This is a genomic window from Pseudomonas sp. G(2018) (assembly GCF_005502415.1).
Taxonomy (GTDB): Bacteria; Pseudomonadota; Gammaproteobacteria; order Pseudomonadales; family Pseudomonadaceae; genus Aquipseudomonas.
This window is the reverse complement of the sequence record NZ_SCOO01000045.1, coordinates 1-20,810: the sequence shown is the minus strand read 5'-3', so window position 1 is coordinate 20,810 and position 20,810 is coordinate 1. Positions and strand designations below refer to the sequence as shown.

Here is a 20,810-nt window from a genome sequence, read left to right as displayed (position 1 = left end):
TGTAACTTGCAAGCGCGATGCGCTCGTGTACGGTAGGTGTCATTCCGCCCCAACAGGAGATGCCCGTGAAAGTAATCACCCAGCTGGCCGCTGACCTTGGCAGGCAATTACAGATGCTCAACGCCCATGTCTCCACGGCCGAGTCTTGTACCGGTGGCGGGATCGCCGAAGCCATTACCCGTATCCCCGGCAGCTCGGCGTGGTTCGAGGCAGGTTATGTGACTTACTCCAATCTGCAGAAGAACCTGCAATTGGGTGTCCCGGTGGAATTGTTTACCACGGTGGGGGCGGTCAGTCGCGAAGTGGTCGAGGCGATGGCCAGGGGCGCCCAGGAAAAAAGTCGTGCATTTTTTTCCGTGGCGGTCAGTGGCGTGGCCGGGCCGGACGGTGGCTCGCCGAGCAAACCCGTAGGCACGGTATGGCTGGCCTGGGGCGTGGGTGAGCGGGTGTTCAGCGAGTTACAGCACTTTCCCGGTGACCGCGACGAAGTCCGCCGACAAACGGTGAAGGCCGCGCTAGAGGGGCTGCTGCGCCATACCGCGGCAGAAATCTCAAATCAGGGGTAGGCGATCCTCAAGCGCTGTGGAATAATACTGGCTACTTATACAGGTGTTGGCCGTCAGGCCTTATTGATTACGTGAGGACTTTAATGGACGACAACAAGAAGAAAGCCTTGGCTGCGGCCCTGGGTCAGATCGAACGTCAATTCGGCAAGGGTGCCGTAATGCGTATGGGCGATCAGGACCGTCAGGCGATCCCGGCCATCTCCACTGGCTCTCTGGGTCTGGACATCGCACTGGGCATTGGCGGTCTGCCAAAAGGCCGTATTGTTGAAATCTATGGTCCTGAATCTTCCGGTAAAACCACACTGACATTGTCCGTGATCGCCCAGGCTCAAAAAGCCGGCGCGACCTGCGCATTCGTCGATGCCGAACACGCCCTCGATCCTGAGTACGCCGGCAAGCTGGGTGTCAACGTCGACGACCTGCTGGTTTCTCAGCCGGACACCGGCGAACAGGCCCTGGAAATCACCGACATGCTGGTGCGTTCCAACGCGGTTGACGTGATCATCGTCGACTCCGTGGCGGCGCTGGTGCCAAAGGCTGAAATCGAAGGCGAAATGGGTGACATGCACGTGGGCCTGCAAGCCCGACTGATGTCCCAAGCGCTGCGTAAAATCACCGGCAACATCAAGAACGCCAACTGCCTGGTGATCTTCATCAACCAGATCCGTATGAAGATCGGTGTGATGTTCGGCAGCCCGGAAACCACCACCGGTGGTAACGCGCTGAAGTTCTACGCATCGGTTCGTCTGGACATCCGCCGTACTGGCGCGGTGAAAGAAGGTGATGAAGTCGTTGGTAGCGAAACCCGCGTCAAGGTTGTGAAGAACAAAGTGGCTTCGCCGTTCCGTCAGGCCGAGTTCCAGATTCTTTACGGCAAGGGCATCTACCTCAATGGCGAGATGATCGACCTGGGCGTTCTACACGGCTTCGTTGAAAAATCCGGTGCCTGGTATGCCTACAACGGCACCAAGATCGGTCAGGGCAAGGCCAACTCGGCCAAGTTCCTGGCGGATAACCCGGAAATCGCAGCAACGCTCGAGAAGCAACTGCGTGACAAGTTGCTGTCTCCGGCAGTGATCGCGGACTCCAAGGCTTCTGCAGTCAAAGAGACCGAAGACGATCTGGCTGACGCTGACATCTGATTGCTCCAATGACGACCGCCGTACTCGATACACTCGTCGCGGTGCGGCGAACCGCCATGGACCTGCTCGCGCGGCGCGAGCACGGTCGAGTCGAGCTGACGCGTAAATTGCGTCAGCGCGGCGCGCTCCCTGAAATGATCGAAACAGCACTCGACCGATTGGCGGAAGAGGGCTTGCTCTCCGAATCCCGTTACCTCGAAAGCTTCGTTTCCTACCGTGCCCGTTCCGGCTATGGCCCTTTGCGCATTCGTGAAGAGTTGAGCCAGCGCGGCCTGCAACGTGGCGATATCGAACTTGCCTTGCGTGAGTGCGGTATTAACTGGCAGGAACAACTGGAAGACACCTGGCGACGCAAGTTCTCCGGGCACTTACCGATAGACGCGCGGGAACGTGCCAAACAAGGCAGATTCCTGGCCTATCGGGGGTATTCCATGGAAATGATCAGCCGCTTGTTCAGTGGCCGAGGAATGGACGATTAACTGAAACGGCTCGCTATTTCGATAGCGGGCCGTTTTTTTTGTGCCTCACGTAACCTTGGAAGACTCCCATGTGCGCTGTTGTGCCTGAGGCTGGGATTGCGCCCAGTTTTCCGGCAGGTTGATGTAGTCCACCAACTCTCGCAACCGGCCATGGTCACGGGCGTTGAAGGCGAAGGCCAATCGAGCCAGATGGCTGAACTGCGCTTCGTCGTGTTCTTCGCCGCTGTAGGCATGCTGGTGGAAATGATCACTCAGGCACAGATCCGCAAACGACTCTTGCATGTGTTCGAGTGCCCGGTCACTCAGTTTGTGGTTCATGCGGATCAGGAACTGATGCTTGAGCCAGCGACTGGAATGGAAGTTGCTGTAGAACTTGTTGATGTGTTCTACAGCGTCCTCGGCACTGTAGACCAGTTTCACCAGTTTCATGTCCGTGGGCAAAATGTAGCGATTTTCCTCCAGTTGTTCGCGAATGAAGTCCAGTGCCCCTTGCCAGAACTTGCCGCCCGGTGAGTCCAGCAACACCACCGGTACCAGCGGGCTTTTACCGGTCTGGATCAGTGTCAGCACTTCCAGCGCTTCATCCAGAGTGCCGAAACCGCCAGGGCACAGCACCAGTGCGTCGGCCTCCTTGACGAAGAACAGCTTGCGGGTGAAGAAAAAGTGGAACGGCAGCAGGTTGGTTGTGCCGTTGACGGTGGGATTGGCGTGTTGTTCGAAGGGCAGAGTGATGTTGAAGCCCAGGCTGTGTGCCAGGCCGGCACCTTCGTGAGCCGCAGCCATGATGCCGCCACCGGCACCGGTGATCACCATCATGTCCGAGCGTGCCAGCGCGGCGCCCAGCTCCCGGGCCATTGCGTACAGCGGGTGTTCTATCGGGGTGCGGGCTGAGCCGAACACCGTGACTTTGCGTCGGCCCTTGAACTGCTCCAGCACACGGAACGCGTGTTCCAGTTCACGCAGGGCTTGCAAGGTGATCTTGGCATTCCAGCGGTTGTGGTCTTCCTGGGCCATGCGCAGCACGGTCAGGATCATGTCGCGGTAAATCGGGATATTCGGGCTGTTGGGTGAAACCAGGTTGAGTTGCTCTTCGACCTTGCTGATGAGGTCGTGGCCGCTTTCTTCGAAATGACGGCTCAGGAGGTCATTCGGTTGGTAAGGCATTCAACTTCTCCTTCTGCACAGAACCCTCGGCCTCGACAAAACAAGCGTCGAGGCCACGACACTCCTGTGTCGCTGTCTGCCCAAGCCCATGCCTGGGCGATCCACTTGACCCGAATGGTCATCGGGTCATCCATACAGGCTCTGTTTTTCCCTTGGATGAAAGAAACGTTCGCACAACGCAATATGTAACGGGCGGCCCCTTTCCTGCCCTGAACAAGTGAATGTGGATACCCTGAAATCTAGACCCTTGTGGTGATTTGCGCTGCTTTGATCATTGCGCCGCAAAATCTTTCCTGGCAACCGCTTATTGACGATTTGCAAAGTGCTTTCACCGCTCGTCTGACGGCGAACTGCATGTCCTACACTCTGATTTACTAAGTTACAGGTGACACACGACAACTTCGCGTCAACGGCAGGGCGCACGGTACTGGCGGTAGAAGGATTTATCGCTCAACAAGAGCGAGGTGCAAGGAGGCGGGATTGATGGCCAGAGTCATTCTGGAAATAGAGATCGATACGCAACTGTATCGATTACTGAAGTCATCGGCCGAGACTAATCATTTGAGTCTCGAGGAAGAGTGCTGCCGACGACTGGAGGGGGCGGAGCGGCGTTCGCGTTACTTACAGGCATTGTTGGCAGATCTGCGCGCCGAGGATGAACAGCGGCGCGCCAAGTCCAAATAGTTACTACTTCTTCACCGGTGCGGCTTTCGGGCAATCCGATTCCTGGAAGCTTGCCGAGCCAACCGCGCGATTGGTCTTCACCTCGGTGAAGTCGTAACGCATGATCGCACCCTTCTTCATCAGCTTGCGGTAACCCTCGTTTCTGCACACGGAGGCGCCAAGCTGGAAGTACACTGCCTTCGGATCAGCCCGCATCTTGTTGGCATGGCTGCTTTGCACGCTCAAGTGGTTGATCAGCGTATTGCCTTCGACGGTGTAGCCCTGGTCAAGAATGTCTTCGTTGATCGCCCGTGGCGTGCCGACGCTGCTTTGTGCGGCGACGTTGCGCAGCTCTCTGTTCAGATTCTGCTCACTCAAGGATGCAGCCTGAGCGTTGAAGGACGACGCCAGCAGAATGGCAGCGGTGGGAACGATAAGGCGCAGCATGAAACTCTCCTGGTTCAGTGACTGGTGGTTCGACCAGCCACGTGACTGTGCGTTCAGTGGCGGCGAATTATAGGGGAGCCCGTCTGGACGGTACAGGCTTGCGCCGGTGGCTCTGGTAAACTGCCGGTCTTTATTGCCCCCGAGTGCTATTTGTGTCGAGTTCCTCTGTCTGCCGGTGTTGCCCGCGATGAACTATGCCCCCAACGCCGTCGCCCGCCTGCGCGATCAGCGCGAAGATGAAGGCATCAAGCCGATTCAGGCCCGAGGCTGGCGCGCAACCCGTTGCCGAGCCTGCCGTGTGATCGAGAGCCATTGCCTGTGCGCCTGGCGCCCACGGGTCGATACCCGCTCGGGGGTGTGCCTGATCATGACCAGCAAGGAAGTGTTCAAACCCAGCAACACCGGCTGGCTGATCGCTGACGTGGTGCGCGATAACCACGCGTTCATCTGGTCACGGACCGACGTCGATCAGCAGTTGCTGGCGCTGTTGTCCGATCCGCAATGGCAGCCTTATCTGGTGTTTCCGGGTGAGTATGTCGAGCCCGAACGCGTGACCCACAGTGTAGCGGTGGATAGCGCCAGGCGACCGCTGTTCATTCTGTTGGACGCGACCTGGACCGAAGCCCGGAAGATTTTCCGCAAAAGTCCTTATTTCGATGGGTTGCCGATCCTTAGCCTGTTGCCCGAAAAACTCTCGCGCTATCAATTGCGTCGATCTACCCGCAGCGAACATCTGTGTACCGCTGAGGTCGCGGCGTTGTGCCTTGATCTGGCGGGCGATACGCAGGCGGCGTCGGCGCTGGACGCTTATTTCGATGTATTCAGCCAGCATTACCTCGATGCCAAGCGGCAGCTTGAAATGAACGTGGAAACACCGGCACATGCCGAGTTGCTGCCATTTGTGCAGAACACCGCGCCTGTCATGGGCTGATTGTCGCCCATACTGCAAAAGACTGTACTGGCCATCCAGCTTGACCACCCCGACTTCGCTGGGCATGCTTGGCGCCGATTAGGGCGCGGCCGAAGTTTGATACGCCGCTTTTTTACGTGATTGGCGTTGAACGTGCCCTGTTGGTGCAGCTGCCTGGCTGTGCCTCGAGTTGTTTTGGCGCTATCCGAATGCGTCGGGTACCCCATAAAAAACAGGATCATTTGAAAAATGGCCACATACGAAATCCTGATAGCCGATGACCACCCGCTTTTTCGCTCCGCCTTGCATCAAGCGTTGACCCTCGGGCTAGGCCCGGATGTCCGTTTGGTGGAAGTGGCAAGTATTGCCGAACTGGAAACCCGCCTGACTGAAAAGGCCGACTGGGATCTGGTGCTACTGGATCTGAATATGCCGGGGGCGTACGGTTTTTCCGGACTGGTGCTGTTGCGTGGTCAATGCCCGCAGATTCCGGTCGTGATGGTTTCGGCCCAGGAAGAAGCCTCGGTGATGGTCAAGTCCCGTGAGTTCGGTGCCAGTGGCTTTATTCCCAAGTCCAGCGACCTTGGCGTGATCCAGAAAGCCGTGCGTGCCGTACTCGAGGGTGACGTGTACTGGCCACCGCAAGCGTTCGAAGCGGTCAGCGTTTCCGATGAGGCTAAAGCGGCCAGTGAAGGCCTTGCCAGTCTGACACCGCAGCAGTTCCGGGTGTTGACCATGGTCTGCGAAGGTTTGCTGAACAAGCAGATTGCTTATGAGCTGGGCGTTTCTGAAGCGACCATCAAGGCCCACGTGACGGCGATTTTCCGTAAACTGAACGTGCGAACCCGAACCCAGGCTGCGTTGCTCCTGCAACAACTTGAGTCAATTTCAAGCCACTAAGGGTTGGCATCTTCACGCTTTTTTGACTTTGGTTAATCTAGCTTTCCCACTCCATTTTTGGTCAGTTGCCTACTCTATGTCCCCTTTCAAAGGCCAGACCGGCCTGAAACGCATCCTCAATGCCTCGGGCTATTCCTTCGATGGCCTGCGCGCAGCTTTCACCGGCGAAGCGGCTTTCCGGCAGCTGGTTTTGCTCAACGTCATCCTGATTCCCCTGTCGTTCTTCCTGAACGTCAGTCGCGTCGAGCAGGCGCTGCTGATTGCAGTCTGCCTGCTGGCCTTGATTGTCGAATTGCTCAACTCGGCAGTGGAAGCGGCGATCGACCGCATTTCCCTTGAGCGGCACCCGCTGTCGAAGAACGCCAAGGACATGGGCAGCGCCGCGCAACTGGTGGCGTTGACCATGATCGCGCTGGTGTGGGCCGTGATTCTTCTTTAAGCGATCGTCGGTAGCACGATCTCGTCGCTGCGCTGAACCCCGGCGGTGAAAGCGCGGCACAGGTCGAGGAATTCGCGCATCGCCGACGTCTGGTACTTTTGCTTGTGCCAGATGAAGTAGAACTGGCGGGCCAGGTCCAGATCCGGTGTCTCTACCGGCACCAGGCTGCCGCGACGGAACGCGTCCCGCAGCGCCAGCCGCGAGATACAGCCAATCCCCAGACCGGACTCCACCGCGCGCTTGATCGCTTCGGTGTGCTCCAGCTCCAGGCGAATGTTCAGCGCGCGATGGTGATGACGCATGGCCTGATCGAATGTCAGCCGTGTCCCCGAGCCTTGTTCGCGCAGAATCCAGGCTTCATGGCTCAGTTCGTCCATGGTCGCGGTGCCGCGTTGCGCCAGCGGATGCTGCGGCGCGCAAAACACCACCAGTTCATCTTCGACCCAGCTCTGCACTTCGATGTCCGGGTGGCTGCAATCGCCTTCGATCAGACCCAGGTCAATTTCGTAGTGGGCAACCTGTTGCACAATATTGGCGGTGTTCTGTACATGGAGCTTCACTTGGCTTTCCGGGTGGCGCTGCATGAAACCGCCGATCAACAGGGTGGCCAGGTAATTGCCGATGGTCAGGGTCGCGCCCACTGCCAATGAGCCGAAGCCGGACTTGCCGTTGAGCAAGTCTTCGATTTCCTTGGCCTGGTCGAGCATCGCCACCGCTTGCGGCAGCAACTGTTTGCCGAGGGCGTTGAGGCTCAGCCGTTTGCCGGCGCGGTCGAACAGCTGGCAGCTGGACTGGCGCTCCAGTTCGGTGATCGAGGTGCTCGCCGCCGATTGCGACAGGTTGAGCAGGCCCGCGGCACGGGACACGCTTTCCTGCTGGGCGACGGCGACAAATACTTGAAGTTGACGGAGAGTAAATCGCATATCGATATAACCGATAACCCTTATCTTAATAATCCATTTAACAGATATTGACTCTGCTATTAGAATGCGATGCAATTGCGCGCCGCTCACAGCGTGCGGAGCATGCGCCGACAATCTCCAGGAGTCCCCGTACATGAGCAACATGAACCACGAGCGTGTCCTCAGTGTTCATCACTGGAACGACACTCTGTTCAGCTTCAAGTGCACCCGAGATCCGGGCCTGCGCTTCGAGAACGGTCAGTTCGTGATGATCGGCCTGCAACAACCCAATGGCCGCCCGCTTATGCGCGCTTACTCGATTGCCAGCCCGAACTGGGAAGAGCATCTCGAGTTCTTCAGCATCAAAGTGCCTGATGGTCCGCTGACTTCCCAGTTGCAGCATCTGAAGGAAGGCGACGAGATCATCATCAGCAAGAAGCCTACCGGCACGCTGGTGCTGGACGACTTGAAGCCTGGCAAACATTTGTACCTGCTCAGCACCGGTACCGGTCTGGCACCGTTCATGAGCGTCATCCAGGATCCGGAAACCTATGAGCGTTTCGAAAAAGTGATCCTGTGCCACGGCGTGCGTTACGTCAACGAAGTCGCCTACCGCGAGTTCATCACCGAGCACCTGCCGCAGAACGAATTCTTCGGCGAAGCCTTGCGTGACAAGTTGATCTACTACCCGACCGTGACCCGTGAGCCGTTCGAGAACGAAGGTCGCCTGACCGACCTGATGCGCAGCGGCAAGCTGTTCAGCGACATCGGTCTGCCACCGATCAACCCGCAGGACGACCGCGCCATGCTGTGCGGCAGCCCGAGCATGCTCGACGAGACCAGCGAAGTGCTGAACAGCTTCGGCCTGAAAGTCTCGCCGCGGATGCGCGAGCCGGGTGATTACCTGATCGAGCGTGCGTTCGTCGAGAAGTAAGAACACCGCTCAACTGCTTTGCCTTACCTGTGGGAGCGAGCCTGCTCGCGAATAGGATGTACCGGTCAGCCTTGATGTTGACTGACACACCCCTTTCGCGAGCAGGCTCGCTCCCACAGTCGTTTATGGCGTTCAAACCTTTGCGGGAATGACTTCGAGCACCCGGATCATCTCCGGTGTCGGATAATGCCAGCGTACATCCAGATCCCAGAATTGCGCGCCATATTCCCGTTCCGGCGCGGGCGTCTGGTACGCCGGGCGTGGATCCTGCGCCAAACATTGCTCAATCAACTCAATCAGCGGCTCTGCAAGGCGTTGTGCGTGCCTGTGAGCCTGTTCCAGGGCGCTGTCCGTCCACTGCACGGGAATCAGGTGTGGCGCGGCGCTGGCGATGCTGTTGGAGGCGGTATCGATGATATCGGCGTAAGGCACGTAGGGCTTGATGTCGAGAATCGGCGTGCCATCCAGTAGGTCGATGCCGGAAATCCACAAGCGATTGGCTTCAACTTTGTCCAGTTTGACCACCGACTGGCCAATGCCGTTGGGGCGGTGGGTGGCGCGGGTGGCGAATACGCCCATGGATTTATTACCGCCGAGGCGAGGCGGGCGGACTTTCAGTCGTGGCTTTTCTTCCAGCGCCTGATGAAACAGGAACAGCAGCCAGACATGGCTCACCTGTTCCAGGCCTTGCACCGCATCGCCCTGATCGAATGGCGGCACCAGTTCCAGAACACCGCGCGCGGCCGGGGCCAGTTGCGGTTGGCGCGGGATGGCGAACTTCTCCTTGAAACAGGAGTGCACAAAGCCGATAGGGGAGACGCTGTAGGTCATGGTTTGCGGTCGAGGCGGGATTAGGGCGGCATGATAACCCGAGCGGCCGCGAGATCGGTGTTGCCTGTCAGTCCGTCATCGCGGGCAAGCCACGCTCCCACAGGTTTTACGTTGGACACAAATTTTGTGTGCGCTCGAGAACCCTGTGGGAGCGTGGCTTGCCCGCGAAGGCCGCGCCGCCGATCTAGAGACTGAACCCACCATCCAGCGGAATGATATTGCCGGTCATATAAGCCCCGGCCGTACTCGCCAGACTGATCGCCAGCGCTGCCATCTCTTCTTCCCGCCCCCAGCGCTTCATCGGTATCAACGCCGTATCTTCTGCCAAGGCCTGTTCATCATTGCCGATGTGTTGCGTCATCTTGCTCGGAAAACGCCCCGGCGCGATCACGTTGACGTTGATGTGCTGGGTCACCAGTTCTCGCGCCAGAATCCGCGATAGTTGATGCAGGGCCGCTTTGCTCGGTCCGTAGGCATAGGCTTGTTCACCGAAGGATGAAATGCCCGCCACTGACCCGATGTTGATGACCCGCGCCGGATTCGCCGGTGAACCGGCCTTGCGCAGTAGCGGCAGGAATTGCTGGATACAGTTGAATACCGACGTCACATTGAGCTGCATGACCTTTTCCCAGCCCTTGATCGGATAGCTCTCCAATGGCGCGCCCCAGGTGGTCCCGGCGTTATTGACCAGAATGTCGAGATGGGTGAGCTGTTCGCCCAGGCGGGTGGCCAATTGCAGTACACCTTCTTCGGTGGCCAGATTGGCCGCCACACCATGGCAACGTCCGAATGCACGGAGTTCGTCAGCCGTTTGCTGGCAGGCTTCGGCATCGCGGGCGCAGACGTACACGGTGGCGCCCGCCTCGACATAGGCCTTGGCGATCATTTTGCCGATACCGCGGGTGCCGCCGGTCACCAGGGCGGTGCGGCCTTGCAGGGAAAAGTAGGGATGCATGGCGAATCCTGAGGGCTGAGGGTCTTTACACCCTAGTCGTCAGTCGCCGGAAGCGGAGCCACTATTTTTGCGCGGAATGGGGGGCCATTCGGCCCAGCTGCAAGCTACAAGCTACAAGCTACAAGCTACAAGCGGGACACGGTCTGCTTGCGGCTTGTAGCTTGCAACTGCTTTACGCTCTTACTCGAAGAGTAAGCCCCTTGAGGAAGTTGCGCAGCAACTGGTCGCCGCACGGGCGATAGTTGGTGTGGCCGAACTTGCGGAACAGGGCACTCAGCTCAGGCTTGGACACCGGGAACTCGGCGGCCTTGAGGATCGCATGCATGTCGTCTTCCTTCAGTTCGAAGGCCACGCGCAGTTTTTTCAGGATGATGTTGTTGGTCACCGGCACTTCGATCGGCTGTGGTGGACGGCTTTCGTCCTTGCCACGCTTGAAGATCACCAGGCCGTCGAGGAAGTGCGCCATGACTTCGTCCGGGCAGCGTACGAAACCTTCCTCGTCTTCTTCTTTCTTGTCGAGGTACGTCACCAGGTCTTGCAGGCCAACGTCCATGCCGCCGAGCTTGATGATCTCGATGACTTTCTTGTCGCTGATGTCGAGCATGTAGCGCACGCTGCGCAATACGTCGTTATGAATCATGTGTGCAGTCCTGATATTCAGCTGTGGGCGTCGCGACCAGGCGCGACGCCGGAATGTGTGGCGGCGTGAAAAGCCTTAGAACTTCTCTTTGCCGGACAGGTAGCGCCATTGCCCCAGAGGCACTTTGCCGATGGACACGCCGCCGATGCGAATGCGGCGGATGGCCACGACCTTCAGGCCGACAGCCTGGCAGAACAGGGCGATCACGCCCGGTTGCGGATTTTTCATGGCAAAGCGCAGGCGGTTTTCGTTCTGCCAGCTGGCTTTGACCGGCGGCAGTTCCTTGCCCTTGTAGGTCAGGCCGTGCTGCAAACGGTTCAGGCCGTGCTCGGCCATGTCGCCTTCGACCTCGACCACGTATTCCTGCTCGATCTTGCTCGCATCGGCCGTGAGCTTGCGCAGGATCTTCCAGTCTTGGGTGAACACCAGCAAACCACTGGCATTGGCTTGCAGGTCGGTGCTGGCGGTCAGGCGCTGGAAGTGGCCCTTGAGCGGGCGTTTGCCGTAGCGGTGTTCTTCGCTCAAGGTCTCGGCGGTGAGGGTTGCCATGGCGCTGTCCGCGTCCATGCCGGCGGGCACGTTGAGCAGGATGGTCACCGGTTCCGGTGCGGTCGCCTTGGCGTCCTTGTCGAGTTCGACTTTCTGGGTGCCGACCTTGAACTGCGGCTCGTCGATGACTTCGCCGTCGACGGTGACCCAGCCACCCTCGATGAACAACTCAGCCTCCCGACGGGAGCAACCGACGAGTTCGATGAGGCGTTTGGAAAGTCGAATCGGGTCAGTCATGACAGGGCCGTAACAAAAAAGGGGTGGGCATTGTACCTGCCTGGCGCCGGTTAAGCCCGGAACCATTTTGCCACAGGGGCTTATTGTGGGAGCGGCGGTGCGACGATTCGACTTGCTCGCGAAAGCGCATTAACATTCAACATTCATGCTGACTGACACACCGCTTTCGCGAGCAAGCCAGCTCCCACATTTACTTCGTGGTGTGTCAGCCATTGCGCGACAGCTGATGCGCCTGGCGAAAACGCATATGCAACAACGGATACGGTTGCCCCATGCCATCGACTTCCGAGCGGCCGATCACCTCGAACCCCTGCTTGAAATAAAAGCCCAAGGCTTGCGGATTCTGTTCGTTGACGTCCAGTTCATCGGCATTCAAGTGTTCCATTGCATAGCGCAACAACTGCTTGCCCAGGCCCTGGCCGCGATGCGCCGGGTCGATGAAGAGCATTTCGATCTTGCCCGCCGCGACGCCGGCGAAGCCGGTGATGCGCTGATGCGAATCTTTGGTGCAGATCAGCATCACCGCATCGAGGTAGCGGGTCAGCACCAGATTCTTAAGCAGTTCGATGTAGCTGTCCGGCAGAAAGTCATGGGTGGCGCGCACCGATGCTTCCCAGACCTGTGTCAGTTCCTCGTAGTCACTCAGTTTCGGTGTGTGGATAACCGAATGTTGGCGCATGCCCGGCTGCCCCTTGTGTTGTTAGAGAGAAGAATCCATTCCACACAAAACGATAGCCGTAAAAAAGCCCCGCATCTCGTAAAAAAGAGCGGGGCTTTGAATTCAGGGCAACTCATGGGGGAGAGAGCCAGCTCGCGATAGCGTCGGACCAGTCAACATTGATGTCGAATGTGCTGCCGTTTTCGCGAGCTGGCTCGCTCCCACTAGATCTGTTCGGCCCAGAGGTCGTATTCGTCGGCGTCGGTCACCTTGCACCAGACTTTGTCGCCCGGCTTGAGGTTGCTGCCGTTATCGATGAACACGTTGCCGTCGATTTCCGGGGCATCGAAGAAGCAGCGGCCGACCGCGCCTTGCTCGTCGACTTCATCGACCAGTACTTCGATTTCCCGGCCGATGCGCATTTGCAGGCGCGCCGAGCTGATGGCCTGCTGGTGCGCCATGAAGCGCTCCCAACGGTCTTGCTTGACGTCATCCGGCACCACGTCCAGATCCAGATCGTTGGCAGGAGCGCCTTCGACCGGTGAGTACTGGAAGCAGCCGACGCGGTCGAGCTGGGCTTCGGTCAACCAGTTCAGCAGGTACTGGAAGTCCTCTTCGGTTTCGCCGGGGAAGCCGACGATGAAGGTCGAACGGATGATCAGGTCCGGGCAGATTTCGCGCCAGTTCTTGATGCGCGCCAGGGTCTTGTCTTCGAACGCCGGGCGTTTCATCGACTTCAGCACTTTCGGGCTGGCGTGCTGGAACGGGATGTCCAGGTACGGCAGGATCTTGCCGGCGGCCATCAGCGGGATCAGCTCGTCGACGTGCGGATACGGGTAAACGTAGTGCAGGCGAACCCAGACGCCCAGGGTACTCAGGGCTTCGCAGAGTTCGGTCATGCGGGTTTTCACCGGTGCGCCGTTCCAGAAACCGGTGCGGTATTTCACGTCTACGCCGTAGGCGCTGGTGTCCTGGGAGATCACCAGCAGCTCCTTGACGCCGGATTTGACCAGGCGCTGGGCCTCGTCGAGTACATCACCCACCGGACGGCTGACCAATTTGCCGCGCATCGACGGGATGATGCAGAAGCTGCAGCTGTGGTTGCAGCCTTCGGAAATCTTCAGGTAGGCGTAGTGACGCGGGGTCAGTTTGATCCCTTGCGGCGGCACCAGGTCGATCAGCGGGTTGTGATCCTGCTTCGGTGGCACCACTTCGTGCACGGCATTGACCACTTGCTCGTACTGTTGCGGGCCGGTGACGGCCAGCACGCTCGGATGCACGTTACGGATATTGCCTTCTTCGACGCCCATGCAGCCGGTCACGATGACCTTGCCGTTTTCCTTGATGGCCTCGCCGATCACTTCCAGGGATTCCGCCTTGGCCGAGTCGATGAAGCCGCAGGTGTTGACCACCACGACATCGGCGTCCTGATAAGTGGACACGACGTCATAGCCTTCCATGCGCAGCTGGGTAAGGATGCGCTCGGAGTCGACCAATGCTTTCGGGCAACCCAGGGATACGAAGCCAACCTTTGGATTGGCCGGCGCAGGAGTGGTGGACATGTCTAACCTCGGTATTTGTGACGCCTCCAGCCGACAACGGCAAGGCGACAAACGGACACTTGGCGTGCCTCTGATCAAAAAGTGCGCAATTCTAGCGATGGCGGGCGCTCTTGACCAGCTTTATGGAGGGAAATGCGACGAGTGCTGCGCTATGCTTCGCGCCGTTGAGCTTTACCGATTTTTTACAGTCAAGAAAACGTCTGTAACAACAAGTAAAGCGGCGCATGCTGCACTACAAAGCATAGTGCTTCGTTCGAAGAAGCCGGTCTGGGAATCAGGAGTGTTGGATGGGTCAGGCAAGTAGTCACGCGGCGGGCGCCGGGCATTCGGCGGCGAAGCCGATCGGCATGCTGGTCGCGGCGGTCGGGGTGGTTTATGGCGACATCGGCACGAGCCCGCTGTACACCCTCAAAGAAGTGTTCTCCGGCGACTATGGCGTGCCGGTCAATCATGACGGCGTGTTGGGGATTCTGGCGCTGATCTTCTGGTCGCTGATCTGGGTCGTTTCAATCAAGTACATGATGTTTGTGCTGCGCGCCGACAACCAGGGCGAAGGCGGGATCATGGCCTTGACCGCGCTGGCGCGGCGGGCGGCGGCGGGGCACGCCAAGTTGCGTAGCCTGCTGGTGGTCTGCGGGCTGATCGGCGCGGCACTGTTCTATGGCGACAGCATGATCACCCCGGCGATTTCCGTGCTGTCGGCCATTGAAGGCCTGGGGCTGGCATTCGAGGGTATCGACCACTGGGTCGTGCCGCTGTCTTCGGTGGTGCTGGTCGCGCTATTTCTGATTCAGCGCCACGGCACCGCGCGCATCGGCATTCTGTTTGGCCCCATCATGGTCACCTGGTTCGTGGTGCTGGGAGCGCTGGGTGTCCATGGCATCCTCCAGCACCCGGAAGTGTTGCAAGCGGTGAATCCGGTATGGGGCGTGCGCTTCTTCATCGTGCACCCGGGCATGGGCGTGGCGATCCTTGGTGCGGTGGTCCTGGCATTGACCGGTGCCGAAGCGCTGTACGCCGACATGGGCCACTTCGGCCGCAAGCCGATCGCCCGTGCCTGGTTCATCCTGGTGCTGCCGGCGCTGGTGCTGAACTACTTCGGCCAGGGCGCGCTGCTGCTTGGCGATCCTGAGGCTGCGCGCAACCCGTTCTATCTGTTGGCGCCCAGCTGGGCGTTGATTCCGCTGGTCGGCTTGTCCACCCTGGCCACGGTGATTGCCTCCCAGGCGGTGATTTCCGGTGCGTTCTCCCTGACCCGACAGGCCATCCAGCTCGGTTACATTCCACGCATGCACATCCAGCACACCTCCAGCGCCGAGCAAGGCCAGATCTACATCGGTGCGGTGAACTGGGCACTGATGGTCGGCGTGATTCTGCTTGTGATCGGTTTCGAATCCTCCGGTGCCCTGGCTTCGGCCTATGGCGTAGCGGTGACGGGCACGATGCTGATGACCACCATTCTGGTGTCGGCCGTGATCCTGCTGTTGTGGAAGTGGCCGCCTGTTTTCGCGGTGCCGTTGTTGCTCGGCTTCCTGTTGGTCGATGGTCTGTACTTTGCCGCCAACGTGCCGAAAATCATCCAGGGCGGGGCATTTCCGGTGATTGCCGGTTTCGCCTTGTTCGTGCTGATGACCACCTGGAAACGTGGCAAGCAGTTGCTGGTGGAAAGGATTGACGAGGGTGGGCTGCCACTGCCGATTTTCATCAGCAGTATTGCCGTGCAACCGCCGCATCGCGTGCAGGGCACGGCGGTGTTCCTTACCGCGCGACCGGACGCTGTGCCTCACGCGCTGCTGCACAACTTGTTGCACAACCAGGTGCTGCATGAGCAAGTGGTGCTGCTGACGGTGGTATACGAAGACATCCCGCGGGTGCCGCCGAACCGGCGCTTCGAGGTCGAATCCCACGGCGAGGGTTTCTTCCGGGTGATTCTGCATTTTGGCTTCACCGATGAGCCGGATGTGCCGCAGGCGCTGAAACTTTGTCACCTCGATGAACTGGATTTCAGCCCGATGCGCACCACGTACTTCCTCAGCCGCGAAACGGTCATCGCCTCCAAACTCGAAGGTATGTCCCGCTGGCGCGAGGCGCTGTTCGCCTTCATGTTGCAGAACGCCAACGGCAACCTGCGCTTCTTCAATCTGCCGCTGAATCGGGTGATTGAGCTGGGGACGCAGGTGGAGATGTAGTCCTGCGTCATCAAAAGCCCCCGCAACCAATGGCTGTGGGGGCTTTTTTGCGTCAGTGACTCAAATCACTCTTCAGCCACCTTGGTCTGACGCTTCTCGATCACATCCACCAACCGCTGGGCCAGTTTCGGGTAGTTTTCGTCGAAATGGTGTCCGCCAGGCAATTTGATGGTTTCTCCCACGGCGGTCTTGTCGGTGCAGCCACTTTCGTCGATTTCTTCTTCGCCGAAGATGCACACCACCTTGGCGGGTGGCAGCTTGGCCATTTCCGGGCCGGTGGCGGCTTCCTTGCCGGCATTGCCGAGCCAGCCTTCGACTTCGATTTCGAAGCTGCCGGTGCGGGCGAAGGCCAGCAGGATGATGGCGTCGACGCGTTGCTGCTCGGACTCGGGCAGGCGGTTGTAGATGGCCGGCAGAACGTCGGCGCCGAATGAGTAACCCGTCAGGATGAAGCGCTTGGTGCCCCATTTCTGCCGGTAGTGCTGCATCAGTTCGGTGATGTCCAGTGCGCTTTGCTCGGGGCTCTTGTGCTGCCAGTAGTAGCGCAAGGTGTCGATGCCGACCACCGGATAGCCGATCTTGGCCATTTCGCCCGCGACATCGCGGTCCAGGTCACGCCAGCCGCCATCACCGGACAGGAACAGGGTCACGGTGTCTTTTGCCTGGCCCGCTGGGACTTCGACCACCGGAATCTGCAGGCCACCCGCGGCTTTGTCGCCGCCGACGAGGATTTTGCGCAGTTCGTTGTTCAGCACTTGCGGCAGGTTGATGTCGTAGTCGCTGATGCTGGTTTCGGCATTGGGTTGGTCGCGCACGAAACCGGCGCTAGTGTCATCCGGGTTGTCGTTCCACGCCACCAGCCAGTGGCCGTGGGCGGCGCTTTTCGGCAGCAAGTGCGTGCAGCCGGGTTTTTCCAGGGCCAGATCCACCGAGACAGCCTGAGACTTGTCGTCTTTCTGCTCGGACAACCAGCGCCAGGCCAGAACGGCGCCGGGGCCGATACCGCTGACCAGGGTCGCCGGGCCCTTGAGTTCTCTGAGGCCCGCTTGCAGCGCCCGGCTTTGCAGCAGGCAGTCCTTGGGCAGGATCACCTGAACGATCTGTGCCGAACCGCTGCGACTGAGGGTCAGCAGTTGTTTGTCGCTGAGTTTCTGGTCTTCGTTGACCGCCACCAGCACCTGGGCGCGCGGGGTGCTGCCAGGGATGACGCGGGTCATTGCAGCACCGTCGGCAGGCGTCAGTTGTTCGAGGGTCGGTTCCGGAGCCGGGCGTTTCAGATACCAGTAGCTACCACCGAGAATCAGGGCCAGCACAACCAGCGTGCCCAGTACATAGCGCAAGGAGCGTTGAATCATCAGCGTTTCACCAATCCAGTCAAGCCGCCCGCGATCAGGGCGGCAGTGTCGGCCAGGGCTACCAGCGGATCGAGTCCGGCGGGCACGGCCATATAACGGGGTTCCCAGTCAGGCTGGAATTTGTCTTTGAAGCGGCGCAAGCCTTGGAAGTTGTAGAGCTGCTCACCACGGCGGAATACCATCGAGCCCAGGCGCTGGGTCAATGGTGCGCCGCGACGGGGTTGCAACCCCGACAACGGCACCATGCCCAGGCTGAAGCGCGCGTATCCGTGACTCTTATAGTGTTGGATCAGGCCGACCATCATGAACTCCATGGTCAGCTTGGGAGCGTCCGGGTGCGCGCGCATCAGGTCGAGACTGGCCAGGTCATGGCCGTAGGTCTCGAGCAGGTTGGCGAACGCCACCGGGCGCCCTTCGAAACGGATCACCGCAATGCGGAAATGCTTGAGGTAGTCATCACTGAAGCGGCCGAGGGAGAAGCCTTTCTCGCGCACGTTCTTGCCGGTCAGCCAGGCGTCGGAAATGACCTTGAGCTCATCCATCGGCGCCTGGCCCGGCTCGAAGATCTCCAGTGACAGGCCATCGCGGGTGCCGCGGTTCCAGGTGTAGCGCAGATCCTTCATCTCTTTGCCCTTGGCTTCGAGATCAAAACGCTTGAGATCGACCCGCGCTTCTTCACCGAGCTTGATCGCGGTCAGGCCGATGTCCATGTAATACGGCAGGTTCTCCGCGCGAACTTGATAAAACACGGGGCGGGCATGGTGGATGTCGCACAGGTCACGGAATTGCCAGATCATTTCTGCTCGTTGCTGGCCCGGACCGATCGGGTCATACAGCGCCACGAGGCTGCGGCCACGACGGGCGTACATCAGGAACGCCTCGTCGTTGGGATGAAACAGCAGCGCCTTGTCACCGGTCAGGGCCAGGCCGCCATCCGGTTGGGCTGAGGCCATGAGGATCTTGCTCGCACGCTCCAGTTCTTCGGGTGTCGGCAGGTGGATCACCGGACGCGCCGTGCGCAGCAACCAGGTCAGGGACACCACCAACAGCAGCACCGCGGCACCCAGCAGCGAACGCAAGCCACGGGGCGCATCGGCGTCGAGGGTGAACTGCCACCAGAGCTGATGGCTGTAGGGAACGTCCTGGTAGGCGAACAACAGCAGCCACATCGACGCACCCAGTACACACAGGCTGGCCACCAGGTACAGCGGCGAAAACGGCAGCTCGGTCAGGCGGCTGGGGCGATAGAACGACCGGCGGAAAACCCCGAGCAGGCTGGCGGTCAGGACCATCAGGCTGGCTTCTTCCCAGTCGAAACCCTTGAGCAAGGAGAGCAGGGCACCGACCAGCAACAGAATAGTGGTCAGCATCCAAGCCGCCGACAACCTGCGGCGCAAGCCTTGGGCCAACAGCAGGCACAGCACGCCGATCAGGCTGGCACCCAAGTGCGAGGCATCGACCAGGCGATGGGGGATCAGGAAACCGATATGTTCCAGGCGGGTGTCGATTTCCGGGGTGGCTCCGGAGAACAGCAGCACCACGCCGGACAGGAACACCAGTACCGCGAGTATAGGTGCGGCCAGACCCGACGCGGCACGCAAGGTCTGGCGTGTCTGGAACAGCCGCTGACCCTCGTTGATCAGCAGCAGCAGGCAAGCCACCAGCATCGGCAGGACGACATAGATCAGGCGATAGAGCAACAGGGCGGCGGCCAGCGGTGCGGCGCCGAGCTTGTCGGAGAACGCGGCCAGTAGAATCGCTTCAAATACCCCGACACCACCCGGCACATGGCTGAGCACGCCGGCGGCCAGCGCCAGCAGATACACCAGCAGGAATGCACCGAAGGGCGGTGCTTCCGGCAACAACAGGTAAAGCACGGTGGCGGCGGCGGCCACGTCGAGGGCGGTAATCACCAGTTGCAGGAAGGTCAGGCGCCGGCCCGGCAGGCGCAAGGTGCGGCGGCCGACCTTTACCAACAGATTGTCGGCATAAGGTTGTTCCGGCAGACGTTGACGGTAAATGCCGATCGCCAGCACGGCAAACAACACCAGTACTACCGCAGCGATGGTGCCCAGCAAGGACTCGGAAAGCCCCAGAGCGACAGAGGCGTCGGGCAGGTTGCTGAAGGTCGCCAGTGCGGCGAGCGGCGGCAGGGCACAGCCGAGGGATAGGCTGGCGAACAACGTCATGTGGGCGACTTCGGTGGCCCCCAGACCGTGACGTGCATAGAGACGGTAGCGAACCGAACCGCCCGAGAGCATTGAAAGGCCGATGGCATTACCGATGGCGAAAGCGGTGAAGCCGCCCAGGGCCAGGGTTCGCGGAGCCAGGTTCACGCCGGCGTAACGACTGGCCGACCATTCGTAACCCAGCAAAATGATGAAACCTGCCACGGTGGCACCCACCGCGCCGAGTAAGGCCGGTTTGGGCACCTCGAGAATCGAATCGTGCAGCGCGTCCAGATCGAGTTCGCTCAGCAAATGTCGACAGGCAATCAGCGCGATCGCAAACAACAGCAGTGTGACCGCCAAGCCGATGGGCTGACGGTATTTGCTGACGCGTTCAAGCAAACGCAGCCGCTCAGCCTTGATCGGTTGTGTTGCTGTGACGGAGTCTTGTGAGTCAGACGAGTTGGCGCGCATCAATCACCTCTTGGATTGTGCGCGACAGGATGGGGGTATCCAGCCAAGTTACCAATCCCTGCAGAAAAAAATAATCACAAATTGTAACGCCTGCCGCTGAGTGTTCGCGACGGCGCCTCCTCAGTCGGAGAGGGCTGGGTCTGCGAATGAGCATAGCCCGGACTCGGCGCATTGGTGACCCCCAACGGCTCACCACACAGTGACAGATCATTGTTGCGAAAGGACTTTTTCAACAGATACAAAAAAGGCCACTCTTTCGAGTAGCCTTTTTTGATGTTTGGTTGCGGGAGCCGGATTTGAACCGACGACCTTCGGGTTATGAGCCCGACGAGCTACCAGACTGCTCCATCCCGCGTCTGTGTGGCGGCATTCTATAGAGATACGCCTGGGTGTCAACCGTTAATCCTGAACCTGGTCAAATAAACGTAAAAACGCGGCAAACGGTCGCAGGCGTGGTTTTAAGTTTCGGAATCTGAACGAATTCTCATTCGTGCAACAGGGAAGAGGGCAGGCGGGTTGAAAAACAAACGCGCACAAAAAAGGCCACTCTTTCGAGTAGCCTTTTTTGATGTTTGGTTGCGGGAGCCGGATTTGAACCGACGACCTTCGGGTTATGAGCCCGACGAGCTACCAGACTGCTCCATCC

Annotated in this window: 21 protein-coding genes and 1 tRNA gene; 10 read left to right on the top strand and 12 right to left on the bottom strand. The window is 59.3% G+C overall.

Annotated features, from left to right (window positions below; translation table 11 throughout):
• Positions 1-65 precede the first annotated feature (65 nt).
• The 3 genes from FFS64_RS28105 to recX all read left to right on the top strand — a co-directional run bounded on the left by FFS64_RS28105 (position 66) and on the right by recX (position 2,187).
• Positions 66-566, top strand: a complete 501-nt coding sequence (locus FFS64_RS28105; RefSeq protein ID WP_095197046.1) for a CinA family protein — start codon at positions 66-68, stop codon at positions 564-566.
• Between the two features lie 83 nt (positions 567-649).
• Positions 650-1,708: a recombinase RecA gene (gene recA, locus FFS64_RS28100; protein ID WP_095197045.1), complete on the top strand. Its 1,059-nt coding sequence runs from the start codon at positions 650-652 to the stop codon at positions 1,706-1,708.
• 8 nt (positions 1,709-1,716) lie between these two features.
• Entirely contained in the window at positions 1,717-2,187 is a 471-nt protein-coding gene (gene recX, locus FFS64_RS28095) for a recombination regulator RecX (protein ID WP_137808022.1), read from the top strand.
• A gap of 45 nt (positions 2,188-2,232) precedes the next feature.
• Here the strand turns inward: recX and FFS64_RS28090 are convergent, their stop codons facing one another.
• On the bottom strand, positions 2,233-3,351 hold the full coding sequence (locus FFS64_RS28090; protein WP_137808021.1) for a TIGR00730 family Rossman fold protein: 1,119 nt from the start codon (positions 3,349-3,351) through the stop codon (positions 2,233-2,235).
• Between the two features lie 483 nt (positions 3,352-3,834).
• On the opposite strand from FFS64_RS28090, the gene FFS64_RS28085 reads away from it, so the two are divergent.
• A complete protein-coding gene (locus tag FFS64_RS28085; RefSeq protein WP_095197042.1) occupies positions 3,835-4,035 on the top strand; it encodes a hypothetical protein in 201 nt (66 codons plus the stop codon).
• 3 nt (positions 4,036-4,038) lie between these two features.
• Here the strand turns inward: FFS64_RS28085 and FFS64_RS28080 are convergent, their stop codons facing one another.
• Positions 4,039-4,461, bottom strand: coding sequence for a PA3611 family quorum-sensing-regulated virulence factor (locus tag FFS64_RS28080; protein WP_137808020.1), 423 nt, complete (start codon positions 4,459-4,461; stop codon positions 4,039-4,041).
• Between the two features lie 187 nt (positions 4,462-4,648).
• Between FFS64_RS28080 and FFS64_RS28075 the strand changes: the two genes are divergently transcribed.
• From FFS64_RS28075 to FFS64_RS28065, 3 genes are all read left to right on the top strand, one after another.
• Positions 4,649-5,392 (top strand): tRNA-uridine aminocarboxypropyltransferase, encoded by a 744-nt coding sequence (locus FFS64_RS28075; protein WP_137808019.1) that lies wholly within the window; start codon positions 4,649-4,651, stop codon positions 5,390-5,392.
• A gap of 228 nt (positions 5,393-5,620) precedes the next feature.
• Positions 5,621-6,271 (top strand): response regulator transcription factor ErdR, encoded by a 651-nt coding sequence (gene erdR, locus FFS64_RS28070; protein ID WP_137808018.1) that lies wholly within the window; start codon positions 5,621-5,623, stop codon positions 6,269-6,271.
• 76 nt (positions 6,272-6,347) lie between these two features.
• Positions 6,348-6,710 (top strand): diacylglycerol kinase, encoded by a 363-nt coding sequence (locus tag FFS64_RS28065; protein WP_095197038.1) that lies wholly within the window; start codon positions 6,348-6,350, stop codon positions 6,708-6,710.
• Here FFS64_RS28065 and FFS64_RS28060 read toward each other — a convergent pair.
• Entirely contained in the window at positions 6,707-7,633 is a 927-nt protein-coding gene (locus tag FFS64_RS28060; protein WP_095197037.1) for a LysR family transcriptional regulator, read from the bottom strand. The two genes, FFS64_RS28065 and FFS64_RS28060, sit on opposite strands and share 4 nt — an antisense overlap.
• A 133-nt stretch (positions 7,634-7,766) precedes the next feature.
• On the opposite strand from FFS64_RS28060, the gene fpr reads away from it, so the two are divergent.
• A complete protein-coding gene (gene fpr, locus FFS64_RS28055) occupies positions 7,767-8,546 on the top strand; it encodes a ferredoxin-NADP reductase (protein WP_003443014.1) in 780 nt (259 codons plus the stop codon).
• 132 nt (positions 8,547-8,678) lie between these two features.
• On the opposite strand, the gene tsaA is transcribed toward fpr, so the two are convergent.
• The 6 genes from tsaA to rimO form a co-directional block, all read right to left on the bottom strand.
• Positions 8,679-9,377 (bottom strand): tRNA (N6-threonylcarbamoyladenosine(37)-N6)-methyltransferase TrmO, encoded by a 699-nt coding sequence (tsaA, locus tag FFS64_RS28050; RefSeq protein ID WP_137808017.1) that lies wholly within the window; start codon positions 9,375-9,377, stop codon positions 8,679-8,681.
• 184 nt (positions 9,378-9,561) lie between these two features.
• On the bottom strand, positions 9,562-10,332 hold the full coding sequence (locus FFS64_RS28045) for an SDR family oxidoreductase (RefSeq protein WP_137808016.1): 771 nt from the start codon (positions 10,330-10,332) through the stop codon (positions 9,562-9,564).
• A 172-nt stretch (positions 10,333-10,504) separates the two neighbouring features.
• On the bottom strand, positions 10,505-10,972 hold the full coding sequence (locus FFS64_RS28040; protein ID WP_137808015.1) for a DUF1456 family protein: 468 nt from the start codon (positions 10,970-10,972) through the stop codon (positions 10,505-10,507).
• A gap of 75 nt (positions 10,973-11,047) precedes the next feature.
• Positions 11,048-11,758, bottom strand: coding sequence for an rRNA pseudouridine synthase (locus tag FFS64_RS28035; RefSeq protein ID WP_137808014.1), 711 nt, complete (start codon positions 11,756-11,758; stop codon positions 11,048-11,050).
• A 205-nt stretch (positions 11,759-11,963) separates the two neighbouring features.
• Positions 11,964-12,437, bottom strand: a complete 474-nt coding sequence (locus FFS64_RS28030; protein WP_137808013.1) for a GNAT family N-acetyltransferase — start codon at positions 12,435-12,437, stop codon at positions 11,964-11,966.
• A gap of 203 nt (positions 12,438-12,640) precedes the next feature.
• Positions 12,641-13,978, bottom strand: a complete 1,338-nt coding sequence (rimO, locus tag FFS64_RS28025) for a 30S ribosomal protein S12 methylthiotransferase RimO (RefSeq protein ID WP_095197031.1) — start codon at positions 13,976-13,978, stop codon at positions 12,641-12,643.
• On the opposite strand from rimO, the gene FFS64_RS28020 reads away from it, so the two are divergent.
• Complete coding sequence (locus tag FFS64_RS28020) at positions 13,977-14,282, top strand: hypothetical protein (protein ID WP_137808012.1); 306 nt, start codon at positions 13,977-13,979, stop codon at positions 14,280-14,282. The genes rimO and FFS64_RS28020 overlap by 2 nt on opposite strands.
• Positions 14,266-16,167, top strand: coding sequence for a potassium transporter Kup (locus tag FFS64_RS28015; RefSeq protein ID WP_137808011.1), 1,902 nt, complete (start codon positions 14,266-14,268; stop codon positions 16,165-16,167). The genes FFS64_RS28020 and FFS64_RS28015 overlap by 17 nt, the downstream gene beginning before the upstream one ends.
• 65 nt (positions 16,168-16,232) lie before the next feature.
• On the opposite strand, the gene FFS64_RS28010 is transcribed toward FFS64_RS28015, so the two are convergent.
• The 3 genes from FFS64_RS28010 to FFS64_RS28000 form a co-directional block, all read right to left on the bottom strand.
• Positions 16,233-17,522 carry a virulence factor family protein gene (locus FFS64_RS28010; protein WP_137808010.1) on the bottom strand — a complete coding sequence of 430 codons (1,290 nt, stop codon included), beginning with the start codon at positions 17,520-17,522 and terminating at the stop codon, positions 16,233-16,235.
• Entirely contained in the window at positions 17,522-20,164 is a 2,643-nt protein-coding gene (mprF, locus tag FFS64_RS28005; protein WP_137808009.1) for a bifunctional lysylphosphatidylglycerol flippase/synthetase MprF, read from the bottom strand. Before mprF ends, FFS64_RS28010 begins: the two co-directional genes overlap by 1 nt.
• A 278-nt stretch (positions 20,165-20,442) precedes the next feature.
• Positions 20,443-20,519, bottom strand: a tRNA-Met gene (locus FFS64_RS28000).
• Positions 20,520-20,810: the final 291 nt, after the last annotated feature.